Genomic DNA, 20,347 nt, shown 5'->3' on the forward strand with positions numbered 1-20,347 from the left:
CGCGGCACCGCCTCGGGTACCCGCCTTCGCCCGAAAGCCGTCCAAAGCCGTCCGCATAAGCGGAATGGACTTTGGGTAGCCGCGCGCCCATGGCTTCACCACAGGGAACAGGGACAGCCGAAAACAGACCCCGCCCGCCAGGTCCGACCCGTCGCTCGCTGCTCGCGGGAGCGGCCGCGCTCGGCGTGCTCGGCGCCTCGGGTTGCTCGCGCGTGGCGACCGAGTCGGGCAGGGACGGCGGTGACCTGCTGGAACGGATCCGGGCGGCGGGCGTGGTTCGGCTGGGCATCGCCGGGGAGATCCCCTTCGGGTACATCGACAGGAACGGCGAGCTGACCGGCGAGGCGCCGGAACTGGCCAAGGTCGTCTTCAAGCGGCTGGGGGTGGACCGGGTCCAGCCGGTGCCGACCGAGTTCGGCTCGCTGATCCCCGGGCTGAACTCGCAGCAGTTCGACGTCGTCGCCGCCGGCATGTACGTCAACCCGGAGCGCTGCGAGCAGGTCATCTTCGCCGACCCCGACTACCAGATGCTCGACTCGTTCGTCGTGCGCAAGGGCAACCCGCTGGGGCTGCGCGACTACCGGGACGTCGTGGCGAAGAAGGCGCGGTTCGCCACCGGCACCGGCTACGCGCAGATCCAGTACGCGGTCGAGGCCGGGTACGCGGAGAGCGACCTCCTCATCGTCCCCGACCAGGTCGCCGGGCTGAACGCGGTGGAGGCCGGGCGCGTGGACGTGTTCGCCGCGACGGCGGTCACCGCCCGCGACGTGGTGAAGAAGTTCCCGAGGACCGAGGCGACCGAGCCGTTCAAGCCGGTCGTCGACGGCAAACCGCGCATCGACGGCGGCGCCTTCGCGTTCCGGCCCACCGAGACGAAGCTGCGCGACGCCTTCAACGTCGAGCTGCACAAGCTCAAGGACAGCGGCGAGCTGCTCCGCATCCTCAGGCCGTTCGGGTTCACCGAGGCCGAGATGACGGAGCTGACCGCGAAGGAGCTGTGCGGCGGATGACTTCCGGACTGTGGGAACTGGTGCTCGGGGGCGTCTGGGTCACGATCCAGCTGCTCGTCCTCAGCGGACTGCTGGCGACGGCGGTCTCCTTCGTCGTGGGCGTCGCGCGCACCCACCGGCTGTGGATCGTCCGCTTCCTCGCGGGCCTCTACACCGAGGTGTTCCGCGGCACCTCGGCGCTGGTCATGATCTTCTGGGTGTTCTTCGTGCTGCCTCTGGCCTTCGGCTGGCAGCTGGTGCCGCTGTGGGCGGGCACGCTCGCGCTCGGCCTGACCTACGGGGCGTACGGCACGGAGATCGTGCGCGGCGCGCTCAACGCCGTCGACCCCGCGCAGCGGGAGGGCGGCATCGCGCTCGGCTTCACGCCCTGGCAGCGGATGCGGCTGATCCTGCTGCCGCAGGCCGTGCCCGAGATGATCCCCTCCTTCTCCAACCTGCTCGTGGAACTGCTCAAGGGCACCGCCCTGGTGTCGGTCATGGGCATGGGCGATCTGGCGTTCAGCGGCAACCTGGTGCGGCTCGCCCTCCAGGAGAGCGCGGAGATCTACGCGTACGTGCTCGTCATCTACTTCCTGATCGCGTTCGTGCTCACCCGGCTGATGCGGGGCCTGGAGCGCCGGCTGAAGGCGGGGGTGGCCCGGTGAACTGGGACTGGCAAGCCGTACGCGACTTCATGCCGCACTTCTGGGACGGCCTGGCCGTCACCCTGCAGGCGCTGGTGCTGGGCTCGCTGATCTCCTTCGCCCTGGGGCTGGTGTGGGCGCTGCTGATGCGCGTGCCGACCCGCTGGGTGCGCTGGCCGGTCGGGGCGTTCACGGAGTTCGTGCGCAACACGCCGCTGCTGGTGCAGCTGTTCTTCCTCTTCTACGTACTGCCGGAGTGGGGGCTGGCCTTCTCCGCCATGGCCACCGGCGTCCTCGCGATCGGGCTGCACTACTCGACGTACACGATGCAGGTCTACCGGGCCGGCATCGAGGCGGTGCCGGCCGGCCAGTGGGAGGCGGCGACGGCGCTGAGCCTGCCGGTGACGCGGACGTGGCGGGCGGTGATCCTTCCGCAGGCGGTCCGCCGGGTGGTGCCGGCGCTCGGCAACTACGTGATGTCGATGCTCAAGGACACGCCGCTGCTGATGGCGATCACCGTGCTGGAGATGCTGGGTCAGGCGCGGCTGTTCTCCCAGGAGCACTTCCGGTTCACCGAGCCCCTCACCGTGATCGGCGTCGCCTTCGTCGTCGTCTCGTACCTGGCCTCCCTTCTTCTGCGCACCCTGGAGCGACGTCTTGTCCGTTGACAGCAGCAAGCAGCCGGCCGACGCCCTCCCCGAGCGGTCCCCGCTGATCCGTCTGGACCGGGTGACGAAACGGTTCGGCGAGAACACGGTCCTCGACCACCTGGACTTCTCGGTGGACGCGGGCCGGCACGTCACCCTCATCGGCCCGTCCGGATCGGGCAAGACCACGATTCTGCGGCTGCTGATGACCCTCACCAAGCCCGACGAGGGCACCATCACCGTCGACGGGCAACAGCTGTTCCCCGCCTCCGAGAAGCGGCGCCGCGAGGTGCGCAAGAAGATCGGGATGGTGTTCCAGCAGTTCAACCTGTTCCCGAACATGACCGTCCTGCGCAACGTCACCGAGGCGCCGGTCACCGTCCTCGGTCTGTCCAGGGACGAGGCGGAGGCGCGCGCCCGAGAGCTGCTGGACATGGTCGGGCTGGCCGACAAGTGCGACGCCCGGCCCTCGCGGCTGTCCGGAGGCCAGCAGCAGCGCGTGGCGATCGCGCGGGCGCTGGCCATGCGGCCGCAGGTGCTGCTGCTGGACGAGGTGACCTCCGCGCTCGACCCGGAGCTGGTCGCGGGCGTGCTGGACGTGCTGCGGGACATCGCGCGCAGCACCGACATCACCATGCTCTGCGTCACCCATGAGATGAACTTCGCCCGGGACATCTCCGACCAGGTCCTGATGTTCGACTCGGGCCGGATCATCGAGTCGGGGACGCCGGAGAAGATCTTCGCCGACCCGGAGCACGAGCGGACCCGGGAGTTCCTCGGCGCGGTGCTGTGACGTCGGCATATGCCAACCCGGGGTGCGGCCGTCCCTCGGGGCGTAATCCGTTCGACATTCACCTACGGCGCACTCCCCCACGGCTATCGTGAGGACATATCCGCCGTCCGGATTACGGCAAGACAGCAAGCGCACAGGGGGAAACCGTGGCGCTGAAGCACGAGCCGACCGCGCCGTACCACTCGGCTCAGGACGCCCTGCGCGTCCTGGAGACGGTGGCGCGGCACTCCACCGGTGTCACCGACACCCAGATCGCCCGCCACACCGGCATGAGCCCGGAGCGCCTGACCACGCTCCTGCTCATGCTGAGGCGCGAGGGCTACGTCGAGCAGGTGACCGACGGGGCGTACGTCACCGGCGGCGCCCTCGCCCGCCTCGGCTCGTCGCACGGCCGTGACCAGGCCGTGCGCGAGCAGCTCCAGCACAACCTCAACCGGCTGCGCGACTCGGTACGAGCCGCGGTGTATCTCGGCCGGTACGTCGACGGGGAGGTACGGATCGACCAGTACGCGGAGAGTCCCGCGGCGCCGGCCGCGCACGAGTGGGTGGACTTCCGCCACGCCGCCCACGCCACGGCCATGGGCAAGAGCCTGCTCGCCCAGCTCGACCACGCGGGCCGGCGCGACCATCTGGCCCGGTACCGGATGGCCCGGCTGACGTCGCGCACGATCACCAGCGACAGGCTGCTGCTGTCCCGGCTCTCGGCCCAGCCGCCCACGGCGCCGGTGCTGGACCTCCAGGAGTACGCGGTGGGCACGGTCTGCGCGGCCGTCCCGATCACCGCGGGCGCCTCGGTGGGGTCTTTGGCGCTGTCGCTGCCGGTGGAGCAGGCCCACCGCCTGCGCCAGGCGGCGGACACGCTCAACCGCAACGCGGCCGGGATGCTCCTGTCGCTGACGGTGTAGGCGCAGGCCGGTGCCTGGTCCGCGGTGGTCGGAAGCACCTCCGCGGACCAGGTACTATTTTCTTCGTCGCCGACCGCGCGGAGCGGACGGCGGGAGTCATGCGCCGCTAGCTCAGTTGGTTAGAGCAGCTGACTCTTAATCAGCGGGTCCGGGGTTCGAGTCCCTGGCGGCGCACAGCACAGGAGCCCCTCGCGCGAGCGGGGGGCTCCTTCGCGTGTCCCGACCGGAACGCCATGTCCGGAACGTGACGTGCAGAGCGTCACGTTCCGGACCATTACGTCCGGACCATTACGTCCGGAACGTCACCGCTAGAACGTGACGTCCGAGCAGGCGTAGAACGCGTTCGCCGTGTCCGCGACCGTCCACACCGCGAGGATCACGTGCCGGCCGCTGAGCCCGGTCGGCAGTGTTCCGCTGTGGGAGAGGGTCTGCGGGGGACGCTGACCGCCGTAGGGGACGGTCAGGAACGGGGTGAGGTTGAGGTCGGACCGGGCGAGGGCGTGGTTCTGGTTCCAGCCCGGCTTGGTGATGTAGTACTTGAAGTCGCTCGTGGCGTGCATGGCCGTGAACTGCCACCGGAAGGTGTAGCTCTGGCCGCCGGTCACCTTCGTCGCCGGCCAGGCGCCGCCCGACGGGGTGCGCGGGCTGTCGAGCTGGGCGAACGGCGTGTTGTTGCCGGAACAGATCCGCCCGTCGGCCGGGCCCGCGGCCGGGAAGCCCTTGGGGCCCTCGACGCTCTGCGGCTCCCACTGGATGTTGCCGCAGTTGGTGACGGTGCCGTTCTGGCAGAGCTTCTGCCGGCTGATGGGCAGGTCGGTGTAGCCGTGACCGCTGGCGCCGCCGGACGAGAGCACGAGCGCTCCCGTGGTGGCCAGGCCCACCATCGCGACGGACAACTTGGTCTTCTTGCGCATACTGCCGCTCCTGATGTGGGGAGGATCATTGAGCTTGCAGGTCTAGACCAAGTTCAGATTATTGCCGTGAGTTGAACATGTCCATACCAATCACGGACCGGGTTCACCACACCTCGCGCAGAACCCCGCCGTGGCGTCGTCCGGCGCGGCGATCCGCCGCCGGCTCCTCTCCGCCGCCACCTCGGGGGCGTACTCGACCCGGACCGGCAGCACCGAGAACACCTCCAGGCCGACCGGCGCCGTGTCCGCCGCAGCCAGCCGGGTGAGCGTCTGCCCCGCCGCCGCGACCGTGCCCCGCCCCGAGCCCGGCGCCTCCACCGGCACCCGGACCAGCGCCGCCTCCACGCACGCGCGCAGGTACGCCTCGTGGTCCTCGACTCCGAGCGCGGCCCGCGCGGTGTCGCGCACCCGCCACACCACCAGCAGGACCACCCGCAGCGCGGCCCCGCTCGCGTCCACCGCCGGCATCGGTTCGCTGCGCCAGTGCCGCAGCCGTACGTCGACCCGGCGACGCAGCAGCAGCGGGTTGACCCACATCAGGCCGGTGTGCCGAACGGTCCCCCGGTAGCGGCCGAACAGCCCGAGCACCCAGGCGCGCCCCGTGCGCCCGCGCGCGAGCCCTCCGAAGCCGAACAGGGCGAGCGCGCCCGCGCCCGCGTACGACGCCCACTGCGCCGGTCCAGGCCCGGTCGCGGCGGACGCCGGCAGCCCCAGGGCGGCCACGGCGACCGGCGGCAGCACGCCCGCCCACCAGGAGGTGACCGCGCACCCGGCGGCGCCCGCCGCGCCGGCGAGCACCCCGGCCGCGCCGGGCAGCACCCGCCCCGGCCGCTCGGTGAGCGCCGGGTCGACCCGCGGGACCGGGCGGGCCCGCAGCGGGACCGGGCGGCGCACCCGGGGCTGCTCCCCGCTCCCCTGCCGGCTGCCCACCACGGACGGCCCCGGCGGCGTGGCCACCGGGTCGGGATCGTCGCGGAAGAGCAGGTGGACGGGGATCTCGGTGGTCGCCTCGGTGTGGATGAGCCGGGCCGCACGGGCCGGGGCCGACCGGACCGCCTCGACGTCGCGACGGTCCGCCGGGGGATCGAAGTGCTCGGATGCCGGAGCCGTCATGCGATTCCCCTCACACTCCGGGCGGAGACGTCCAGGACGGTGCACGACGATCAGTTTCACAACTGTCTTTCCGGCTCGCATGTTGACGGTCCGAATGATGTACGCCGCCCCCGTCCCCTGCGCCGGGCGCTTCCCGCCCCCCTCGCGGACCCCGGCCGGTGGTCCGGGGCACCCGCGCAGGTCATGTAGAGTTAACGACGTCAGCAGGCGCCGCTAGCTCAGTTGGTTAGAGCAGCTGACTCTTAATCAGCGGGTCCGGGGTTCGAGTCCCTGGCGGCGCACCGACAGCAAGGCCCTTCGCAGCAGCGAGGGGCCTTTCGCTTTGCCCGGGAACGGCCGGAGCCGGAGCCGGTCAAGGGCCGGAGCCGGAGCCGTCAGGGGCCGGCGCCCGTGAGATACGCCGAGACGACGACGTTGGCCGAGTAGCTCCGGGTCTCCCGGTCGAAGACGCCCGCGCAGGTGATCAGCCGGAGCTCGGCGCGCCCGGGCTGCCGGACGCCGTAGGCCCGGTGGGCGTCGAAGCGGTCGCGGGTGAGGACGGCGACGTCCTCGACGGTGAACTCGGCGATCGTGCCGTCGTCGCGGACGACCCGGACCCGCTCGCCAGGCCGCAGCAGGTCGAGGCGGTGGAAGACGGCCGGGCGGGTCTCGGTGTCGGCGTGCCCGACCAGCAGCGCCGCTCCCCTGGCGCCGGGCCGGACGCCGGCCGCGTACCAGCCGACGACGCCGGACTGGTCGTAGGGCGGCGGCTCGGGCGCGCCGCGCCGGTCGAGGCCGCGGGCGACGACCGGGGCGCGCACGCCGAGGGCGGGGACGTCCAGGCGCTGGGGCAGGGCGTCGGGCAGGGGCCGGGCGGCGGACGGCAGGGCGGCGCGGGGCGGGCGGCCGGCCGCGGCCATGTCACCGGTGGCCGGGGCGGCGGCCGTCCCGTGCGGCACGTCGGTCGCCCCCTGTCCCCACAGCCAGAGCCCGAGCAGCAGCGCCGCCCAGGTCAGGCCCATGACCAGGCGGCCGGCGCCGGTGGAGTGTTCCGGGTCGTGCATGGCCGTTCAGTCCGTCCTGCGGCTCCGGCGGGCGCCGGTGAGCACCACGGCCACGGCGGCGACGCCGGCGAGGACCAGGCCGGTCACCGTCTGGGCGATGTTGGGGCCGGTCTCGGCGGCGTCCACCGAGGCGAGGCGGGCCGCACCGCCCCCTCCGGCGGTGACGGGGGCGACCGGGGAGGCGGGGGCGGAGGGGGCGTCCGCGCCGGCGACGGTGAGGGCCGCCCGGAGCGTCCTGGGCGTTCGTTCGCTGGCGCAGTCGACCCGGACCTCGTACGTGCCCGGCGTGAGCATGGAGCGGACGCGGGTCTCGCCGGTCAGCGTGCCCTCGGCGCCGGTGAGCAGGGCGTCGGCGACGAAGGCGGCGGAGGCCGCGGTGCCGGTGGCGCCGGGGCAGCCGGTGACCCGCAGCGCGAGGTCGCTGCCGGGGGCGGGGGTGGAGGGACTGACCGAGACCCCGCCGCCGGCCGCGTGCGCCGGCGGGGCGGCCACGGCGAGGCCGGCGGCGAGGACGCCGGCACGGACGGTGAGTGGCAGTGAGCCCATCGTGAACCTCCAGTTGTCCGAAGGCTCCCCCGCGGGCCCCGGCACCGCATCCTCGACGGCACCGGGGTTGCTCCGCTCGGGTGAGATCTGCCGCCTGTCCGGTTTAGGGGGACTGTCCCCCCGTGAACCGTCAGGTCCGGTCGAGGGGTGTCCCCCGGCGACCCGTCGGTTCACGATCGCGGGCGTGTCCGCCGCGACCCGTCACCCGTCGGTTCCAATCCCGGGGGGTATCCCCCCGCGACCCGTCGGTTCCAATCCCGGGGGTATCCCCCCCGCGACCCGTCGGTTCCGATCTCGGGGGTATCCCCCGCGGTTCCGATCGCGGGCGTATCCGGCGCGAACCGTCAGATCCGCTCGACGAGGTCCGCGATCGAGTCGACGATCTTCGACGGCCGGTAGGGGAAGTTCTCCACCTGCTCCGGCCGGGTCAGGCCGGTGAGCACCAGGTAGGTCTGCATCCCGGCCTCGATGCCGGCGAGGACGTCGGTGTCCATCCGGTCGCCGATCATGGCGCTGGTCTCGGAGTGGGCGCCGATGGCGTTCAGGCCGGTGCGCATCATCAGCGGGTTGGGCTTGCCCGCGAAGTAGGGCTTCTTGCCGGTCGCCTTGGTGATCAGCGCGGCGACGGCGCCGGTCGCCGGAAGCGGGCCCTCGGTGGAGGGGCCGGTCTCGTCGGGGTTGGTGCAGATGAAGCGGGCGCCCGCGTTGATCAGCCGTACGGCCTTGGTCATGGCCTCGAAAGAGTAGGTGCGGGTCTCGCCGAGGACGACGTAGTCGGGCTCGTGGTCGGTGAGGATGTAGCCGATGTCGTGCAGGGCGGTGGTCAGACCGGCCTCGCCGATGACGTACGCCGAGCCGCCGGGCCGCTGGTCGTCCAGGAACTTGGCGGTGGCCAGGGCGGAGGTCCAGATGTTCTCGATGGGCACGTCGAGGCCCATGCGGCGCAGCCGGGCGTGCAGATCGCGCGGCGTGTAGATCGAGTTGTTGGTCAGGACGAGGAACGGCCGCTCCGTGTCGCGGAGCTTCTTCAGGAAGGCGTCGGCGCCGGGGATCGGCACGCCCTCGTGGATCAGGACACCGTCCATGTCGGTGAGCCACGACTCGATCGGCTTGCGTTCTGCCATGTGCTTCGAACTCCTGGCGTGCGTGGGTCGTGCAAGTACGTGCCGAGACGTCCTGCAGTACGTGCGGGAAGGGCGCCGGAACCACGGCGTACCGACGCCCTTCAGCCTAGTCAGGACTGCGCCGAACGGACCCCGTCGATCACCCGGAACCAGTTGTCGCCCGCGGTGCGGCGGAACCGGACGCGGGCGGTGGACGTGCCGGCCGGGACCTGGAGGGTCACCGTCCCGGTGCGGGAGGGCACGTCGGCGGTGCAGGTGCGCACGGTGACGGGCGCCCCACCGTCGTAGGAGACGGTGACCTCGCCCTTCTGCGGGTTCTCCTGCCGGCAGAAGGTCGTGCAGGTCAGGATGGCGGTGCGGCCGCCGGTCACCGGGTGGCCGCACCGGCCAGGGCGGAGTCGAAGCAGGCGAGGCCGGCATCCCGGCCGGCTGTTCGGCCACACCCGCGCCGGCCGGCTGGTCGGTCGGCGACTCCGCGATGGGCACGGGTGGTGTCACCGAACGGCACGACAGGCCCGTCACCGGGACGTTCAGCGGCGACGGAGGTCGGCGTCAGCGGCGTCGGCTGGCCAGGAGCAGGACGCTGCCGGCGGAGAGGAACAGCACGCCGGTCGCGGCGAGGGCGCCGCGGCGGGCGGGAAGGCCGGTGGCGGCGAGGCGGTGGTTGAGGGCGTCGGTGGGTTCGCCGCCGGGGTTGTCGGCGAGGCCGTCGGCGGGTTCCTCGGTGAGGGAGAGGGAGGCGTCGGGGGTCGGGGTGGCGGAAGCGGGGGCGCCCGGGGAAGGGCGCGGGTCCCGCGGGGGCGGGTCCTGACGGGAGTCCGTGGCCGGATCGCCCGGCGCCGTTCGGCCTGCGGCCTCTCCGGGCTCGACGGCGTCGGCGTCGCCCGCCTCGGTGTCGCCGCCCTCGATGCGGAAGCGGTAGTCGTTCGACTGCCCCACCCAGTCGCCGTCCCCCGCACGCCGCCGGACGACCGCCGCGTTGGCGGTGACTTCGTTCGGTACGGCGTCGGAGGCGATCGCCAGCCTCACCCGCACGGTGAGGGTCCGCCCCGGCGCCACCGTGAACCCCGGGAACCGGCCGCCGAACGCGCCGACCAGCTCGTCCTCCTCCGTCGCCTCGAACCGCACCCGGTGCGCGCGTGGACCGTCGGAGAACTCCAGGCTCACCTGACCCGGTCTCAGGTCCCGCCGTTCGTCGACCAGGACGACCACCGGGTGGACGCCGGCGCAGGGGCGGTCGGTGGTGTTGGTGAGGTCGAGGGACCAGTCGCCGTGGCCGCCGCCGGCCGCGTAGGCGTCGGGGCCGCCGTGGATGCGGGTGGTGAGGGGGAAGCGGCGGGCGGTGGAGGCGGCGCAGTCGGGGGCGGGGTCGGGGTGGGGGGCCGCGTGGGCGGGGAGGGGGGCCAGAGGGGCGAGGGCGAGGGACAGGACGAGCAGGGCGGACGTACGCAGTCGCATGAACACCCAACCTGGGCGCGACCGGTGACGTCCGCGCGGCCACCGCTCCGGATGGCGGAGCAACGACGCCCGATCAGTGCACCGCGGGGGTTTTCCCTCGCCCGGACGGTGGCGTCGGGCGCTCACGCCCGCGCGGGCGGCGGAGCCCGGACGCCCCGCCCGGACAGGGAGTCCCAGGCGCTCCTCCTCGCCCGGAACGGCCGACCCCGACCCCTCTCACTCCCCCCGCCCGAACAGCGGCGCGAGCAGCAACTGTGCCGCCCCCTCCGCCACCGCCCGCTCCCCGCCCGGCGCGACCCGCACCGGCACCGCCTCCGCCGTGCCCCCGCCCCCGCCCTCGCGCCGGGCGCGCGCCCCGACGACCTCGGCGACCCCGCGCACGAAGACGTCCGGCGCCGCCGTCACCGTACGGCCGCCGAGCAGCACCAGGTCGATGTCGAGCAGCCCGACGAGGTTCGCGGCGCCCGCGCCGAGCACGCGGGCCGCCTCGCCGATGTCGTCGCGCGCCACGGCGGCCAGGCACAGCGCTTCGACGCAGCCCCGGTCGCCGCAGGTGCAGGGCGGCCCGTCGAGCTGGAGGACCTGGTGCCCGAACTCCCCGGCCCCGGTCCGCGCCCCCCGGTGCACCTGCCCGCCGATCACCAGCCCGGCGCCGAGTCCCGTGCCGAGGTGGAGGTAGGCGAAGGAACCACTCCCGCCGACGAAGGAATCACTCCCTCCGACGAAGGACCCGCCCTCGGCCACGACGGCACCGCCCTCGCCGCCGACGCAGGACCCCGCCCCGCCCGCGAAGGCCCCGTCGGCCGCCCCGTCGGCCACCCCGTCGAGGCCCCCGCCGACCGCCAGCCGCAGCGCGGCGGCGTTGGTGTCCTTGTCGACCACGACCGGCATCCCGAGCCGCTCGGTCAGCGCGTCCCGCAGCGGAAAGCCGTCCCACTCCGGGAACCCGGTGACCCGGTGGAGCACCCCGCGCGCATGGTCGAGCGGCCCCGGCAGCGCGACCCCGACGCCGAGGACCGCCCCGCGCCGCACGGCCCCGGCGGCGTCCGCGAGCAGTGCCCGCACCTCGCCCACCAGCCCGTCGACCACGGCGTCGGCGCCCGCGCCCAGCCCGAGCGGGGCCCTCCGCTCCTCCACCACGGCCCCTGTCAGGTCGGCCAGCACCGCCCGCAGCTCGTCCCGGTCGAGGTGGACGCCGACCGCGTGCCCGGCGTCCGGCACCAGGCGCAGGACCGTGCGCGGCTTGCCCCCGGTGGAGGCGCGGCGCCCCGCTTCGGCGGCCAGCCCCTCGGCCCGCAGCCGGGCGGTGATCTTGCTGACGGCCTGCGGGGTGAGACCGGTGCGGTCGGCGAGTTCGAGCCGTGAGATGCCGTCGGAGCCGGCGGTGCGCAGCAGGTCCAGGACGAGGGCGGCGTTGTGGCTGCGCAGCGCCGGCAGGTTGACCCCCGCGGCGGCGGACGGGACCGGGGAGACCGCGTTCGACCTGTTCACACCCCCATTTTCCTCACCGCTTGCACTTTGGCAACAGCGTTGCGAAAGTGGGTGCCATGACTGGTACGACTGGTACTCCCCTCCGCGTGGGCCTGATCGGGTATGGCCTCGCCGGCTCCGTCTTCCACGCCCCGCTGATCGCCGCCACCGAGGGCCTCGCCCTCGACACGGTGGTCACCTCGAACCCCGAGCGGCAGCAGCAGGCCCGCGCCGAGTTCCCGGACGTACGCGTCGCCGCCACGGCCGACGAACTGTTCGACCGCGCGGACGAGCTGGACCTGGTCGTCGTCGCGTCCCCGAACAAGACGCACGTGCCGCTCGCCACCGCCGCCCTGAAGGCGGGCCTGCCGGTCGTCGTGGACAAGCCGGTCGCGGGCACGGCGGCCGAGGCCCGGGAGCTCGCGGCGCTCGCCGAGGAGCGGGGCCTGCTGCTCTCCGTGTTCCAGAACCGCCGCTGGGACAACGACTTCCTCACCCTGCGGGGGCTGCTCGACGCCGGCGAGCTGGGCGACGTGTGGCGCTTCGAGTCCCGCTTCGAGCGCTGGCGCCCGCAGCCGAAGGGCGGCTGGCGCGAGTCCGGTGACCCGGCCGAGATCGGGGGGCTGCTGTACGACCTCGGGAGCCATGTCGTCGACCAGGCGCTGGTGCTGTTCGGCCCGGTGGCGTCCGTCTACGCGGAGACGGACGTACGGCGGCCGGGCGCGGAGACCGACGACGACACGTTCCTCGCGCTGACGCACACGAGCGGCGTCCGCTCCCACCTCTACGTCTCCGCCACGACCGCCCAGCTCGGCCCGCGTTTCCGGGTGCTCGGCTCGCGCGCGGGGTACGTGAAGTACGGCCTCGACCCGCAGGAGGCCGCCCTGCGCGAGGGCCTGCGTCCCGGATCGGCCGGCGCCGACTGGGGAACGGAGCCCGAGACGCTGTGGGGCCGCGTCGGCTCCGGGGAGTCCCCGCTGACCGGCGGCGGCCGGCCCGAGCCCACCCTGCCGGGCGACTACCCGGCGTACTACGCGGCGGTGGCGAAGGCACTGCTGGAGGATGGCCCCAACCCGGTGACCGCGCTGGAGGCGGCCGCCGCCCTCGACGTCCTGGAGGCGGCTCGCCGTTCGGCCCGAGACGGAGTGACGGTGACGCTGTGACGAGCACGCACAAGCACGCGACGACCCCGCTGACCCCGAAGATCACCCCCGAGCTGACGCCGAGCATCGAGGAACTGGAGGCGCAGGAACGCCGCCTGGTCTTCCGGCAGTTCACCAACGACGACGCCTGGAACCTCGGCTGCCTCCTGGTCCGGATGGCCCAGGAGCGCCAGGCGCCGGTGGCCGTCGACATCCACCGCGCGGGCCAGCAGCTCTTCCACGCCGCCCTGCCCGGCTCGTCCCCCGACAACGACGCCTGGATCAACCGCAAGCGCCGCGTGGTCGAGCGCTACGGCAGCGCGTCGTACCTGGTGGGCGCCCGGTTCCGCGCCAAGGGCACGACGTTCGAGGATTCCTCCCGCCTGGACCCGGACGCGTACGCGGCCCACGGCGGCTCCTTCCCGATCACGGTGGAGAACGTGGGCGTCATCGGCGCGGTGACGGTCTCGGGCCTCCCCCAGCTCCAGGACCACCGCTTCGTGGTGGAGGCGCTGGAGGAGTACCTGAACCTCTAGAACGCCGGGACGAGCGACGCCCTGAAGGGGCGCGGAAAACCGCGCGTTCAGGGGCGCGGGGAACTGTGCGACAGGCCACGACGGGCCCGCACAGTCACCCGCGCCCCCAGGGGACCGGCCCCGCCCCGAGGGACCGTCACGCCTGGCCGAACACCTGCCGCTGCCGCCCCAGCCCGTCGATCTCCAGCTCCACCACATCCCCGCCCCGCAGATACGGCTTGGGCTCCGGCCGCCCCATGGCCACCCCCGCGGGCGTCCCCGTGTTGATCACGTCACCGGGGTACAGCACCATGAACCGGCTGACGTAGCGCACCACTTCCCCCACGGAGAAGATCTGCTCGGCGGTCGTCCCGTCCTGCTTCAGCTCCCCGTTCACCCACAGCCGCAGCCCCAGTTTCTGCGGGTCGCCCACCTCGTCGGCGGTCACGAGCCACGGCCCCAGCGGGTTGAACGTCTCGCAGTTCTTCCCCTTGTCCCACGTGCCGCCCCGCTCGATCTGGAACTCCCGCTCGGAGACGTCGTGCGCGACCGCGTACCCCGCGACATGCGCGAGCCCGTCCTCGGCCGACTCCAGATAGCGGGCGGTACGCCCGATGACGACCGCCAGCTCCACCTCCCAGTCGGTCTTCTCGGAACCCCGGGGCACCAGCACGGTGTCGTACGGGCCGACGACCGTGTCCGCGGCCTTGAAGAAGATCACCGGCTCGGACGGCGGCTCGGCGCCGGTCTCGCGGGCGTGGTCGTGGTAGTTCAGCCCGATGCACACGATCTTGCCGATCCGCCCCACCGGCGGCCCGACCCGCAGCCCGTCCGCCTCCAGCGCGGGCAGCTCCCCGGCGTCGGCCGCGTCCCGGATCCGGCCGAGGGCCGCGTCGTCGCAGAGCAGTGCTCCGTCGATGTCCGGCACGAGTCCCGACAGGTCCCGCAGCACACCCTCGGCGTCCAGCAGCGCGGGCCGCTCCGCCCCGGCCGTACCGACTCGCAGCAGCTTCATGATCACAGTCTCCCTCGGTCACGGGCGCCCTCGGGCGGGTGCAGCCACCGGAGGACTGGTCGATCCTCCAAGGGCAAGGTCCACTCCGCAAGACCCCGTTCACGTACTGGACCTGGCCGGCGAGGCCCACAACCCCGCACCGCACGCCCCTTTGCGGCTAGCGGTACAGCACCGCCCGCTCCACCGCGCTCCACGTCGTACTGGTCACCACGTACAGCGCGGCGGCCAGCGGCACCACGGCCACGGTGACGAGCGTGAAGAACGACACGAACGGCATCACCCTGCCGATGGCCGCCGCCCCCGGCACCGCCTGGTCGCCCCCGCCGAACTCACCGGCGGCCACCATCCGCCGCGTACGCCGGAAGGTGAACCCGGCGACGCACGCGACGACCGCGAACAGCACGACGTACACCATCCCCGCCTCCCCGAACACCCCGCCCGCGCCGAGCGCGTCGGCCCACCGGTCGCCCAGCGGCGCGCCCAGCAGCCGCTCGCCGAGCAGGGCGTTGGCCTCACCGCCGATGGAAGGGCTGGAGAAGAGGTAGTAGAGCAGCAGGAAGGCGGGCGCCTGCAGCAGCCCCGGCAGGCAGCCGGCGAGCGGGGACACCTTCTCCTCGGCATGCAGCGCGAGCACGGCCCGCTGCAGCCGCTCGGGGTCCTTCGCGTGCTTCTTCCGCAGCTCGGCGATCTTCGGCTGCAGCGCCGCCCGCGCCTTGTGCCCTCGCGCGGCGGCCAGCGAGAGCGGCAGCACCAGCAGCCGTACGAACGCGGTGAACAGGACGATCGCGGCTGCGGCCGCGGAGGTGTGGAACAACGGTTCGAGCGCTCGGGCGAGTTGCTCGACCAGCTGGGCGAAAACGGACATGGGTGAGCCCTCCGTGGGTCTCGTCGTGCCGAGAAGGAGAAAGGACGGCAGGACGGCCCGCGCGGGCGCACTCGCGATGCGGAAAGACACGGAACGACGCGCAATGATCCGCAACGATCCGTAGTGATCCGCAGTGATGCGAAAAGGTCTGCCCTACGCGACGCCCGCCGGGAGGGCGTGTCCGGGCGCCCGGGGCCGGGTGCGCCCCCTGGCGTCGGGATCGCGCTGCGGCAGGAAGGCCGTACGGCGGTCCCGGTCCCGGATCGCCGTACGCACCCGCGTGGGCGGCACGGCCGGCGCGCAGCGCGCGGCGACGACGGAGCAGACGACGAGCGCGGCCGCGGCGACGGCGGTCGCGGCGAAGGCGACGGTGACGGCGGCATGGAGGCCGCCGGCGTCGAGGAGGACGAGCTGGAGGACGGTGAGGAGGAACGCGAGGGCGGGCCATGCGCGGTTGTTCACTGCTCGCCCCCTCCTCCGAAGTCCGGGACGCCTGTCCGGGCGCCCCTCTCGGTTATACCCGACCGCGTCCGCCCCAAGTTTCCCGATCCCGCAACCACTTGGTGACGACCTCGGACGCCACCCCCTTCCTCCATTGGTTAGAGAAAGGGCTGCCACAACCCTCGACAACCCCGCCCGCACCCCCGATGCTTCGTACCGCGACGCGCTCGAGCATGCACTCCCCCATGCGTTACGGGCCGGTCGGGACGACCGGCCCGCTCCCCATGAGCGAAGCGGAGTTGTAGTCATGATCCGACGCAGAACCCTGCTCGCGGCCACCGGTGGCACGCTCCTCGGCAGCGCCCTGACCACCGGCACGGCCCACGCCGACGCGACGATCGCCGTCGACCCGTCGGCGTCGTACGGCGCCTGGGAGGGCTGGGGCACCTCACTGGCCTGGTGGGCCAACGTCTTCGGCGCCCGCGAGGACTTCGCCGACCTGTTCTTCACCACCAAGTCGGTCACGTACGACGGCACCGCGCTCCCCGGCCTCGGCCTCAACATCGCCCGCTACAACCTCGGCGCGTGCAGCTGGAACAGCGTCGGCGGCGAGACCATGGTCGAGTCGCCGAACATCCCGGCGTTCAAGCAGATCGAGGGCTTCTGGCAGGACTGGAACAACGAGGACCCGGCGTCCTCGGCCTGGGACTGGACGGCGGACGCGAACCAGCGCGCGATGCTGTCGAAGGCGGTCCGGCGCGGCGCGGTCACCGAGCTGTTCGCCAACTCCCCGATGTGGTGGATGTGTTCCAACCACAACCCGTCCGGCGCGGCCAACGGCGGCAACAACCTCCAGACCTGGAACTACCGCCAGCATGCCTCCCACCTGGCCGCCGTGGCCCTGCGCGCCCGCACGCACTGGGGCGTGAACTTCGCGACCGTGGACCCCTTCAACGAGCCGGCCGCGAGCTGGTGGACGGCCACCGGCACCCAGGAGGGCTGCCACATGGACCCGGCGGTCCAGGCGGCCGTACTCCCCTACATGCGCAGCGAGCTGGACAAGCGGGGCCTGACGGGGGTGCGCATCTCCGGCTCGGACGAGACGAGTTACGACGCGGCCCGCTCGACGTGGGCATCCTTCGGCGCCTCGACCAGGGCCCTGGTCTCCCAGGTCAACGTGCACGGCTACCAGGGCTCGGGAGGCCGCCGCGACCTCCTGTACACGGACGTCGTCACGTCGTCCGGCAAGAAGCTCTGGAACTCCGAGACGGGCGACGGCGACGGCACGGGCCTGACCATGGCGTCGAACCTCTGCTACGACTTCCGCTGGCTGCACCCGACGGCCTGGTGCTACTGGCAGGTCATGGACCCGACGGCGGGCTGGGCGATGATCGCGTACGACGCCGGCAGCCTCCAGCCGACGTCGATCCAGCCGAAGTACTACGTCATGGCCCAGTTCAGCCGCCACATCCGCCCCGGCATGACGATCCTCGACACGGGCGTGAGCTACGCCGTGGCAGCCCTGGACCGCACGGCGAAACGCCTGGTGATCGTGGCGGTGAACACGTCCACGTCCGCCCAGACCCTCACCTTCGACCTGTCCCGCTTCACGACGGTGACCGGCGGCACGGGGGGCCTGGTCCCCCGCTGGAACACCGCCCCGGCCGCCGCCGACCGCTACCGCGCCCACACGGACACCCGCCTGAACGGCAAAACGGTGAGCGTCCGCTTCGAGCCGAGGTCGGTGCAGACGTTGCAGGTCGACGGCGTGACGGCGTAAGGACGTACGGTCACCGCACTCTCGTCACCGACCGGCGATACCGTGTCCCCCATGCGCCCCGACACGCCTGCCGAGAACGTCGACCACGCCGCGGAAGCGGCACGCCTGGAGCGAACCGCCGGCCTCTACCCCGAGGACGCCGAGGCCCTGCTGCTGCGCGCGGCGGCCCACCGGGAACTCTCCGGCGACCGCCCCGCGGCGTCCGCCCTCTACGACCGCCTGCTCTCGTCCCCCGACGGCCTGGAGAACCCGCACCTGGTCCGCGCCCTGAAGGCGTCGAACCTGTGGGAGTACGGCCACGAGGCGGAGGCCAGAGCGATCATCGAGGGCCTCCGGGCCTCCGCCCCGCGCGACCCCGCCCCCTGGATCATCATCGCGGAGGCCCTGGAGGCCCACGACGAGCTGGAGGCCGCGCAGGACACCCTGACGGAGGGCGCCCGCCTCCTCGTCGCGGACGCGCCGCAGCCCCCGCGGCCGGCCCACCCCCTCCTCTTCGGCCGCCACCGCGTCCGCCGCATGCTGGGCCTGCCCCACGACGACTGGGACACCCTGGCGGACTCCCTGCACTCCGCCCCCGTCTCCCTGGACGAACTGCACGACCCGAAACGCGTCTGGTCCCTCGGCTCCGACAACCCCGCGGAACTCCAGGCCGAGATCTCCCGCCTCCGCGCGGAACTCGGCACCTACCGCGAGGCCCTCTCCCGCCCCTTCCCGGTCGCCGTCCTCCACTGGCCGGCCCCGGAACTGACGGAACTGGTCGCGGCGTACCCGGAGCTGGCGGCGGAGTACCCGTCCCACGACGCCCATCTGAGGTCGATAGAGGAGTCCCTGCGCGAACTGTCCGGCTCCGGCACCGAGAACCTGGGCATCGTGACGGGCACGGTCCCCTCCTACGAGGCCTTCGCAGCCTCGGAGGGCGCCTCCCCGTCCGACGCGACCCTCCTCCCCCAGTACGCGACGACACTCGCGGCCCGGGGACGAGCAGTGGCGTGGCCACCGGAGGCGGGGGCGGGGTGCTGGTGCGGGTCGGAGCGGGTTTATCGGGAGTGCCATGGCGTGAGCAGCAACCAGTAGAAGCCTGGTGACGGCCGGTACAGGCACAGCTACGATGTTCCACATTTCTAGGAGGGGTGGGCTACTTCGAATGTCTAAGGGTTTGGACGTAGAAGACATTGAGTATGAAGACGACGAGCAGGACCAGATCAGCGAGTACGACATCGTCTCCTCGCCGAATGACTTCAACACCCTGACGATCAATAGCTTCATTGATCAAGGAGCAATCCAGACGCCCGGATTTCAGCGGAACTATGTTTGGGATATCAAACGGGCCTCCAAACTGATCGAATCATTGATTCTGGGTCTCCCCGTCCCCCAGGTATTCCTCTACGAGGAGAACAGGAACAGATTTCTTGTCATAGACGGACAACAACGACTCCTCACAGTCCATTTCTTCATGAAGGGCCGATTCCCGAGGAAGGAGAAGCGCAGCGAGCTGAGGAAGGTACTTAACACGGGCGCCGGCCTGACCGCCGAACTGCTGGCAGATGACGAGTTCTTCTCGCCTTTCAAACTTCAGCTACCAAAGCTTCCCAACGGGACGGCAAATAGGTTCTCCCGCCTCACCTATGACACTCTTGGCGACTACCAGAACCAATTCAATCTTCGAACCATTCGTAACGTAATCGTCAAGCAAGTCAACCCCAAAGACGGCGACTCGTCCATTTTCGAAATGTTCAATCGCCTGAACACCGGTGGCGTGAATCTAAACACTCAGGAGATCCGTGCCAGCCTTTATCATTCGAAATTTTTCGAGAATCTTTTCTCGCTGAATGAGCACAAAGAATGGCGATCCATCCTGGGTACTACAGACCCGGATTTCCGCATGCGCGATATTGAGATCATCCTGCGCGCGCTTTCTCTTAATCATGGGATAGATGCATACTCCGGTTCCATGACCAGCTTCATCAACTCGTTCTGCAAGGAGGCACAGGGGTTCACCGAGGCCGAGGTTTCTCAGATAACTGCCGACTGGGGGTGGTTTCTTGAGACGGTGAAAAACTGGGACGATTCCACCTTTTGGCCAGGGCGTAAGTTCAGCACCCTGCTATTTGAGTCGGTCTACTGCGCGGCACAGAAGCTCCACAAGCAGGGCTTTGACCTAACGGGTGTAGACTCCACAAGGATCGCCGAGTTCGGACGTAGCCACACTTTCTCGGCCTTCTCTCAGGAAGGATCCACAAAGACAGCGAAGGTGAAGGGCCGGCTCACCAGCACTCTGGAATTCATGCACGCACTCGTTGAAGGAGTGCCGCAGTGAGTGTTCCTGCGAAACCAGTTGAGCTTTTGTACCGTGATCAGGAACAGATGCTCACCGAACTTCGAATACGCGAGCCATCATTCCACTCCACGTTGCAGCTCATGCTACCGAAGGTCCTGCTCCTCGCCGCTGCGAGCGAGTTCGAGTACTATGTCTGCACATATCTGCGAAGCTACGTCAATGAGCATGTAACCGCACCCGGCATCATCTCTCTCGTTGACCGCAAGGCCATCAGCCGCCAATATCACACGTACTTTGACTGGCCGCGGCGGAAAGCAGGCCCTTTCTGGGGCCTATTTGGCAGGGACCAAAAAAGGACCATTGAGGCGGAGATAGCCGCGAAGGACCCAATTCGAGAAGGACAGGAAGCATTCCTTGAGATCGGCTCCATCAGGAATGAGCTTGTCCATAGCAATTACGCTACTTTTACACTAAACAAGACACTTGCAGAGGTATACGAGCTATACAAGAAGGGTTCTGCCTTCGTCGACGAAATACCCCGTCTATTGCGCCTTCCGGTCGACATTAATGGTGAAGAAAGTACGCTGAGTTAAGGGTTCCCGTTGCTTCCTAGAAACCAAGACCCTCTGCCGCTTGACATCTCGGCGGCGAGAAAAATCTCTACC

Annotated in this window: 22 protein-coding genes and 2 tRNA genes; 13 read left to right on the top strand and 11 right to left on the bottom strand. The window is 71.0% G+C overall.

Annotation, left to right across the window (positions count from 1 at the left end):
* Window positions 1-89 precede the first annotated feature (89 nt).
* The 6 genes from ehuB to ACZ6KF_RS03240 all read left to right on the top strand — a co-directional run bounded on the left by ehuB (window position 90) and on the right by ACZ6KF_RS03240 (window position 4,152).
* Complete coding sequence (gene ehuB / locus ACZ6KF_RS03215) at window positions 90-1,010, top strand: ectoine/hydroxyectoine ABC transporter substrate-binding protein EhuB (protein WP_469237067.1); 921 nt, start codon at window positions 90-92, stop codon at window positions 1,008-1,010.
* Window positions 1,007-1,654, top strand: a complete 648-nt coding sequence (ehuC, locus tag ACZ6KF_RS03220) for an ectoine/hydroxyectoine ABC transporter permease subunit EhuC (protein WP_356627296.1) — start codon at window positions 1,007-1,009, stop codon at window positions 1,652-1,654. The genes ehuB and ehuC overlap by 4 nt, the downstream gene beginning before the upstream one ends.
* Window positions 1,651-2,301 (top strand): ectoine/hydroxyectoine ABC transporter permease subunit EhuD, encoded by a 651-nt coding sequence (gene ehuD, locus ACZ6KF_RS03225; protein ID WP_356627295.1) that lies wholly within the window; start codon window positions 1,651-1,653, stop codon window positions 2,299-2,301. Before ehuC ends, ehuD begins: the two co-directional genes overlap by 4 nt.
* On the top strand, window positions 2,291-3,073 hold the full coding sequence (ehuA, locus tag ACZ6KF_RS03230) for an ectoine/hydroxyectoine ABC transporter ATP-binding protein EhuA (RefSeq protein ID WP_469158434.1): 783 nt from the start codon (window positions 2,291-2,293) through the stop codon (window positions 3,071-3,073). The genes ehuD and ehuA overlap by 11 nt, the downstream gene beginning before the upstream one ends.
* A gap of 146 nt (window positions 3,074-3,219) precedes the next feature.
* The gene (locus ACZ6KF_RS03235) at window positions 3,220-3,978 is read left to right on the top strand and encodes an IclR family transcriptional regulator (RefSeq protein WP_356627293.1); all 759 of its coding nucleotides are present in this window, start codon (window positions 3,220-3,222) and stop codon (window positions 3,976-3,978) included.
* A gap of 100 nt (window positions 3,979-4,078) precedes the next feature.
* A tRNA-Lys gene (locus tag ACZ6KF_RS03240) sits at window positions 4,079-4,152 on the top strand.
* Window positions 4,153-4,286: 134 nt separating this feature from the next.
* Here ACZ6KF_RS03240 and ACZ6KF_RS03245 read toward each other — a convergent pair.
* Window positions 4,287-4,892: a lytic polysaccharide monooxygenase auxiliary activity family 9 protein gene (locus ACZ6KF_RS03245; protein ID WP_356627292.1), complete on the bottom strand. Its 606-nt coding sequence runs from the start codon at window positions 4,890-4,892 to the stop codon at window positions 4,287-4,289.
* 90 nt (window positions 4,893-4,982) lie between these two features.
* On the bottom strand, window positions 4,983-6,005 hold the full coding sequence (locus ACZ6KF_RS03250; protein ID WP_469177805.1) for an SPFH domain-containing protein: 1,023 nt from the start codon (window positions 6,003-6,005) through the stop codon (window positions 4,983-4,985).
* A 207-nt stretch (window positions 6,006-6,212) separates the two neighbouring features.
* On the opposite strand from ACZ6KF_RS03250, the gene ACZ6KF_RS03255 reads away from it, so the two are divergent.
* Window positions 6,213-6,286: transfer RNA gene (locus ACZ6KF_RS03255), tRNA-Lys, on the top strand.
* A 93-nt stretch (window positions 6,287-6,379) separates the two neighbouring features.
* Here the strand turns inward: ACZ6KF_RS03255 and ACZ6KF_RS03260 are convergent.
* From ACZ6KF_RS03260 to ACZ6KF_RS03285, 6 genes are all read right to left on the bottom strand, one after another.
* Window positions 6,380-7,048, bottom strand: a complete 669-nt coding sequence (locus tag ACZ6KF_RS03260; RefSeq protein WP_356627290.1) for a class F sortase — start codon at window positions 7,046-7,048, stop codon at window positions 6,380-6,382.
* 6 nt (window positions 7,049-7,054) lie between these two features.
* Window positions 7,055-7,594: a hypothetical protein gene (locus tag ACZ6KF_RS03265; protein WP_356627289.1), complete on the bottom strand. Its 540-nt coding sequence runs from the start codon at window positions 7,592-7,594 to the stop codon at window positions 7,055-7,057.
* Window positions 7,595-7,938: 344 nt separating this feature from the next.
* On the bottom strand, window positions 7,939-8,718 hold the full coding sequence (locus tag ACZ6KF_RS03270) for an HAD-IIA family hydrolase (protein WP_356627288.1): 780 nt from the start codon (window positions 8,716-8,718) through the stop codon (window positions 7,939-7,941).
* A gap of 110 nt (window positions 8,719-8,828) precedes the next feature.
* Window positions 8,829-9,089, bottom strand: a complete 261-nt coding sequence (locus ACZ6KF_RS03275) for a hypothetical protein (RefSeq protein WP_469237071.1) — start codon at window positions 9,087-9,089, stop codon at window positions 8,829-8,831.
* A gap of 181 nt (window positions 9,090-9,270) precedes the next feature.
* The gene (locus ACZ6KF_RS03280; protein ID WP_469237073.1) at window positions 9,271-10,176 is read right to left on the bottom strand and encodes a hypothetical protein; all 906 of its coding nucleotides are present in this window, start codon (window positions 10,174-10,176) and stop codon (window positions 9,271-9,273) included.
* Between the two features lie 216 nt (window positions 10,177-10,392).
* Window positions 10,393-11,667: an ROK family transcriptional regulator gene (locus ACZ6KF_RS03285; RefSeq protein WP_469237075.1), complete on the bottom strand. Its 1,275-nt coding sequence runs from the start codon at window positions 11,665-11,667 to the stop codon at window positions 10,393-10,395.
* 56 nt (window positions 11,668-11,723) lie between these two features.
* Here ACZ6KF_RS03285 and ACZ6KF_RS03290 point away from each other — a divergent pair, with 56 nt between their 5' ends.
* Window positions 11,724-12,809: a Gfo/Idh/MocA family protein gene (locus tag ACZ6KF_RS03290; RefSeq protein WP_469237078.1), complete on the top strand. Its 1,086-nt coding sequence runs from the start codon at window positions 11,724-11,726 to the stop codon at window positions 12,807-12,809.
* Window positions 12,806-13,324, top strand: coding sequence for a heme-degrading domain-containing protein (locus tag ACZ6KF_RS03295; RefSeq protein WP_356627283.1), 519 nt, complete (start codon window positions 12,806-12,808; stop codon window positions 13,322-13,324). The genes ACZ6KF_RS03290 and ACZ6KF_RS03295 overlap by 4 nt, the downstream gene beginning before the upstream one ends.
* A 136-nt stretch (window positions 13,325-13,460) precedes the next feature.
* Here ACZ6KF_RS03295 and ACZ6KF_RS03300 read toward each other — a convergent pair whose 3' ends face one another.
* From ACZ6KF_RS03300 to ACZ6KF_RS03310, 3 genes are all read right to left on the bottom strand, one after another.
* The gene (locus ACZ6KF_RS03300) at window positions 13,461-14,318 is read right to left on the bottom strand and encodes a fumarylacetoacetate hydrolase family protein (protein WP_469158426.1); all 858 of its coding nucleotides are present in this window, start codon (window positions 14,316-14,318) and stop codon (window positions 13,461-13,463) included.
* Between the two features lie 157 nt (window positions 14,319-14,475).
* On the bottom strand, window positions 14,476-15,183 hold the full coding sequence (locus ACZ6KF_RS03305; protein ID WP_356627281.1) for a YidC/Oxa1 family membrane protein insertase: 708 nt from the start codon (window positions 15,181-15,183) through the stop codon (window positions 14,476-14,478).
* A 153-nt stretch (window positions 15,184-15,336) separates the two neighbouring features.
* Window positions 15,337-15,645, bottom strand: coding sequence for a DUF6412 domain-containing protein (locus tag ACZ6KF_RS03310; protein WP_469237080.1), 309 nt, complete (start codon window positions 15,643-15,645; stop codon window positions 15,337-15,339).
* Window positions 15,646-15,931: 286 nt separating this feature from the next.
* Here ACZ6KF_RS03310 and ACZ6KF_RS03315 point away from each other — a divergent pair, with 286 nt between their 5' ends.
* From ACZ6KF_RS03315 to ACZ6KF_RS03330, 4 genes are all read left to right on the top strand, one after another.
* Window positions 15,932-17,404 carry a glycoside hydrolase gene (locus ACZ6KF_RS03315; protein ID WP_469237082.1) on the top strand — a complete coding sequence of 491 codons (1,473 nt, stop codon included), beginning with the start codon at window positions 15,932-15,934 and terminating at the stop codon, window positions 17,402-17,404.
* Window positions 17,405-17,455: 51 nt separating this feature from the next.
* Window positions 17,456-18,478: a hypothetical protein gene (locus ACZ6KF_RS03320; protein WP_469237084.1), complete on the top strand. Its 1,023-nt coding sequence runs from the start codon at window positions 17,456-17,458 to the stop codon at window positions 18,476-18,478.
* A 70-nt stretch (window positions 18,479-18,548) separates the two neighbouring features.
* Window positions 18,549-19,721, top strand: coding sequence for a GmrSD restriction endonuclease domain-containing protein (locus tag ACZ6KF_RS03325; protein WP_469237087.1), 1,173 nt, complete (start codon window positions 18,549-18,551; stop codon window positions 19,719-19,721).
* A complete protein-coding gene (locus ACZ6KF_RS03330) occupies window positions 19,718-20,275 on the top strand; it encodes a HEPN domain-containing protein (protein WP_469237089.1) in 558 nt (185 codons plus the stop codon). The genes ACZ6KF_RS03325 and ACZ6KF_RS03330 overlap by 4 nt, the downstream gene beginning before the upstream one ends.
* Window positions 20,276-20,347 lie beyond the last annotated feature (72 nt).

The sequence above is a fragment of the Streptomyces sp. NPDC046379 genome, assembly GCF_055587785.1.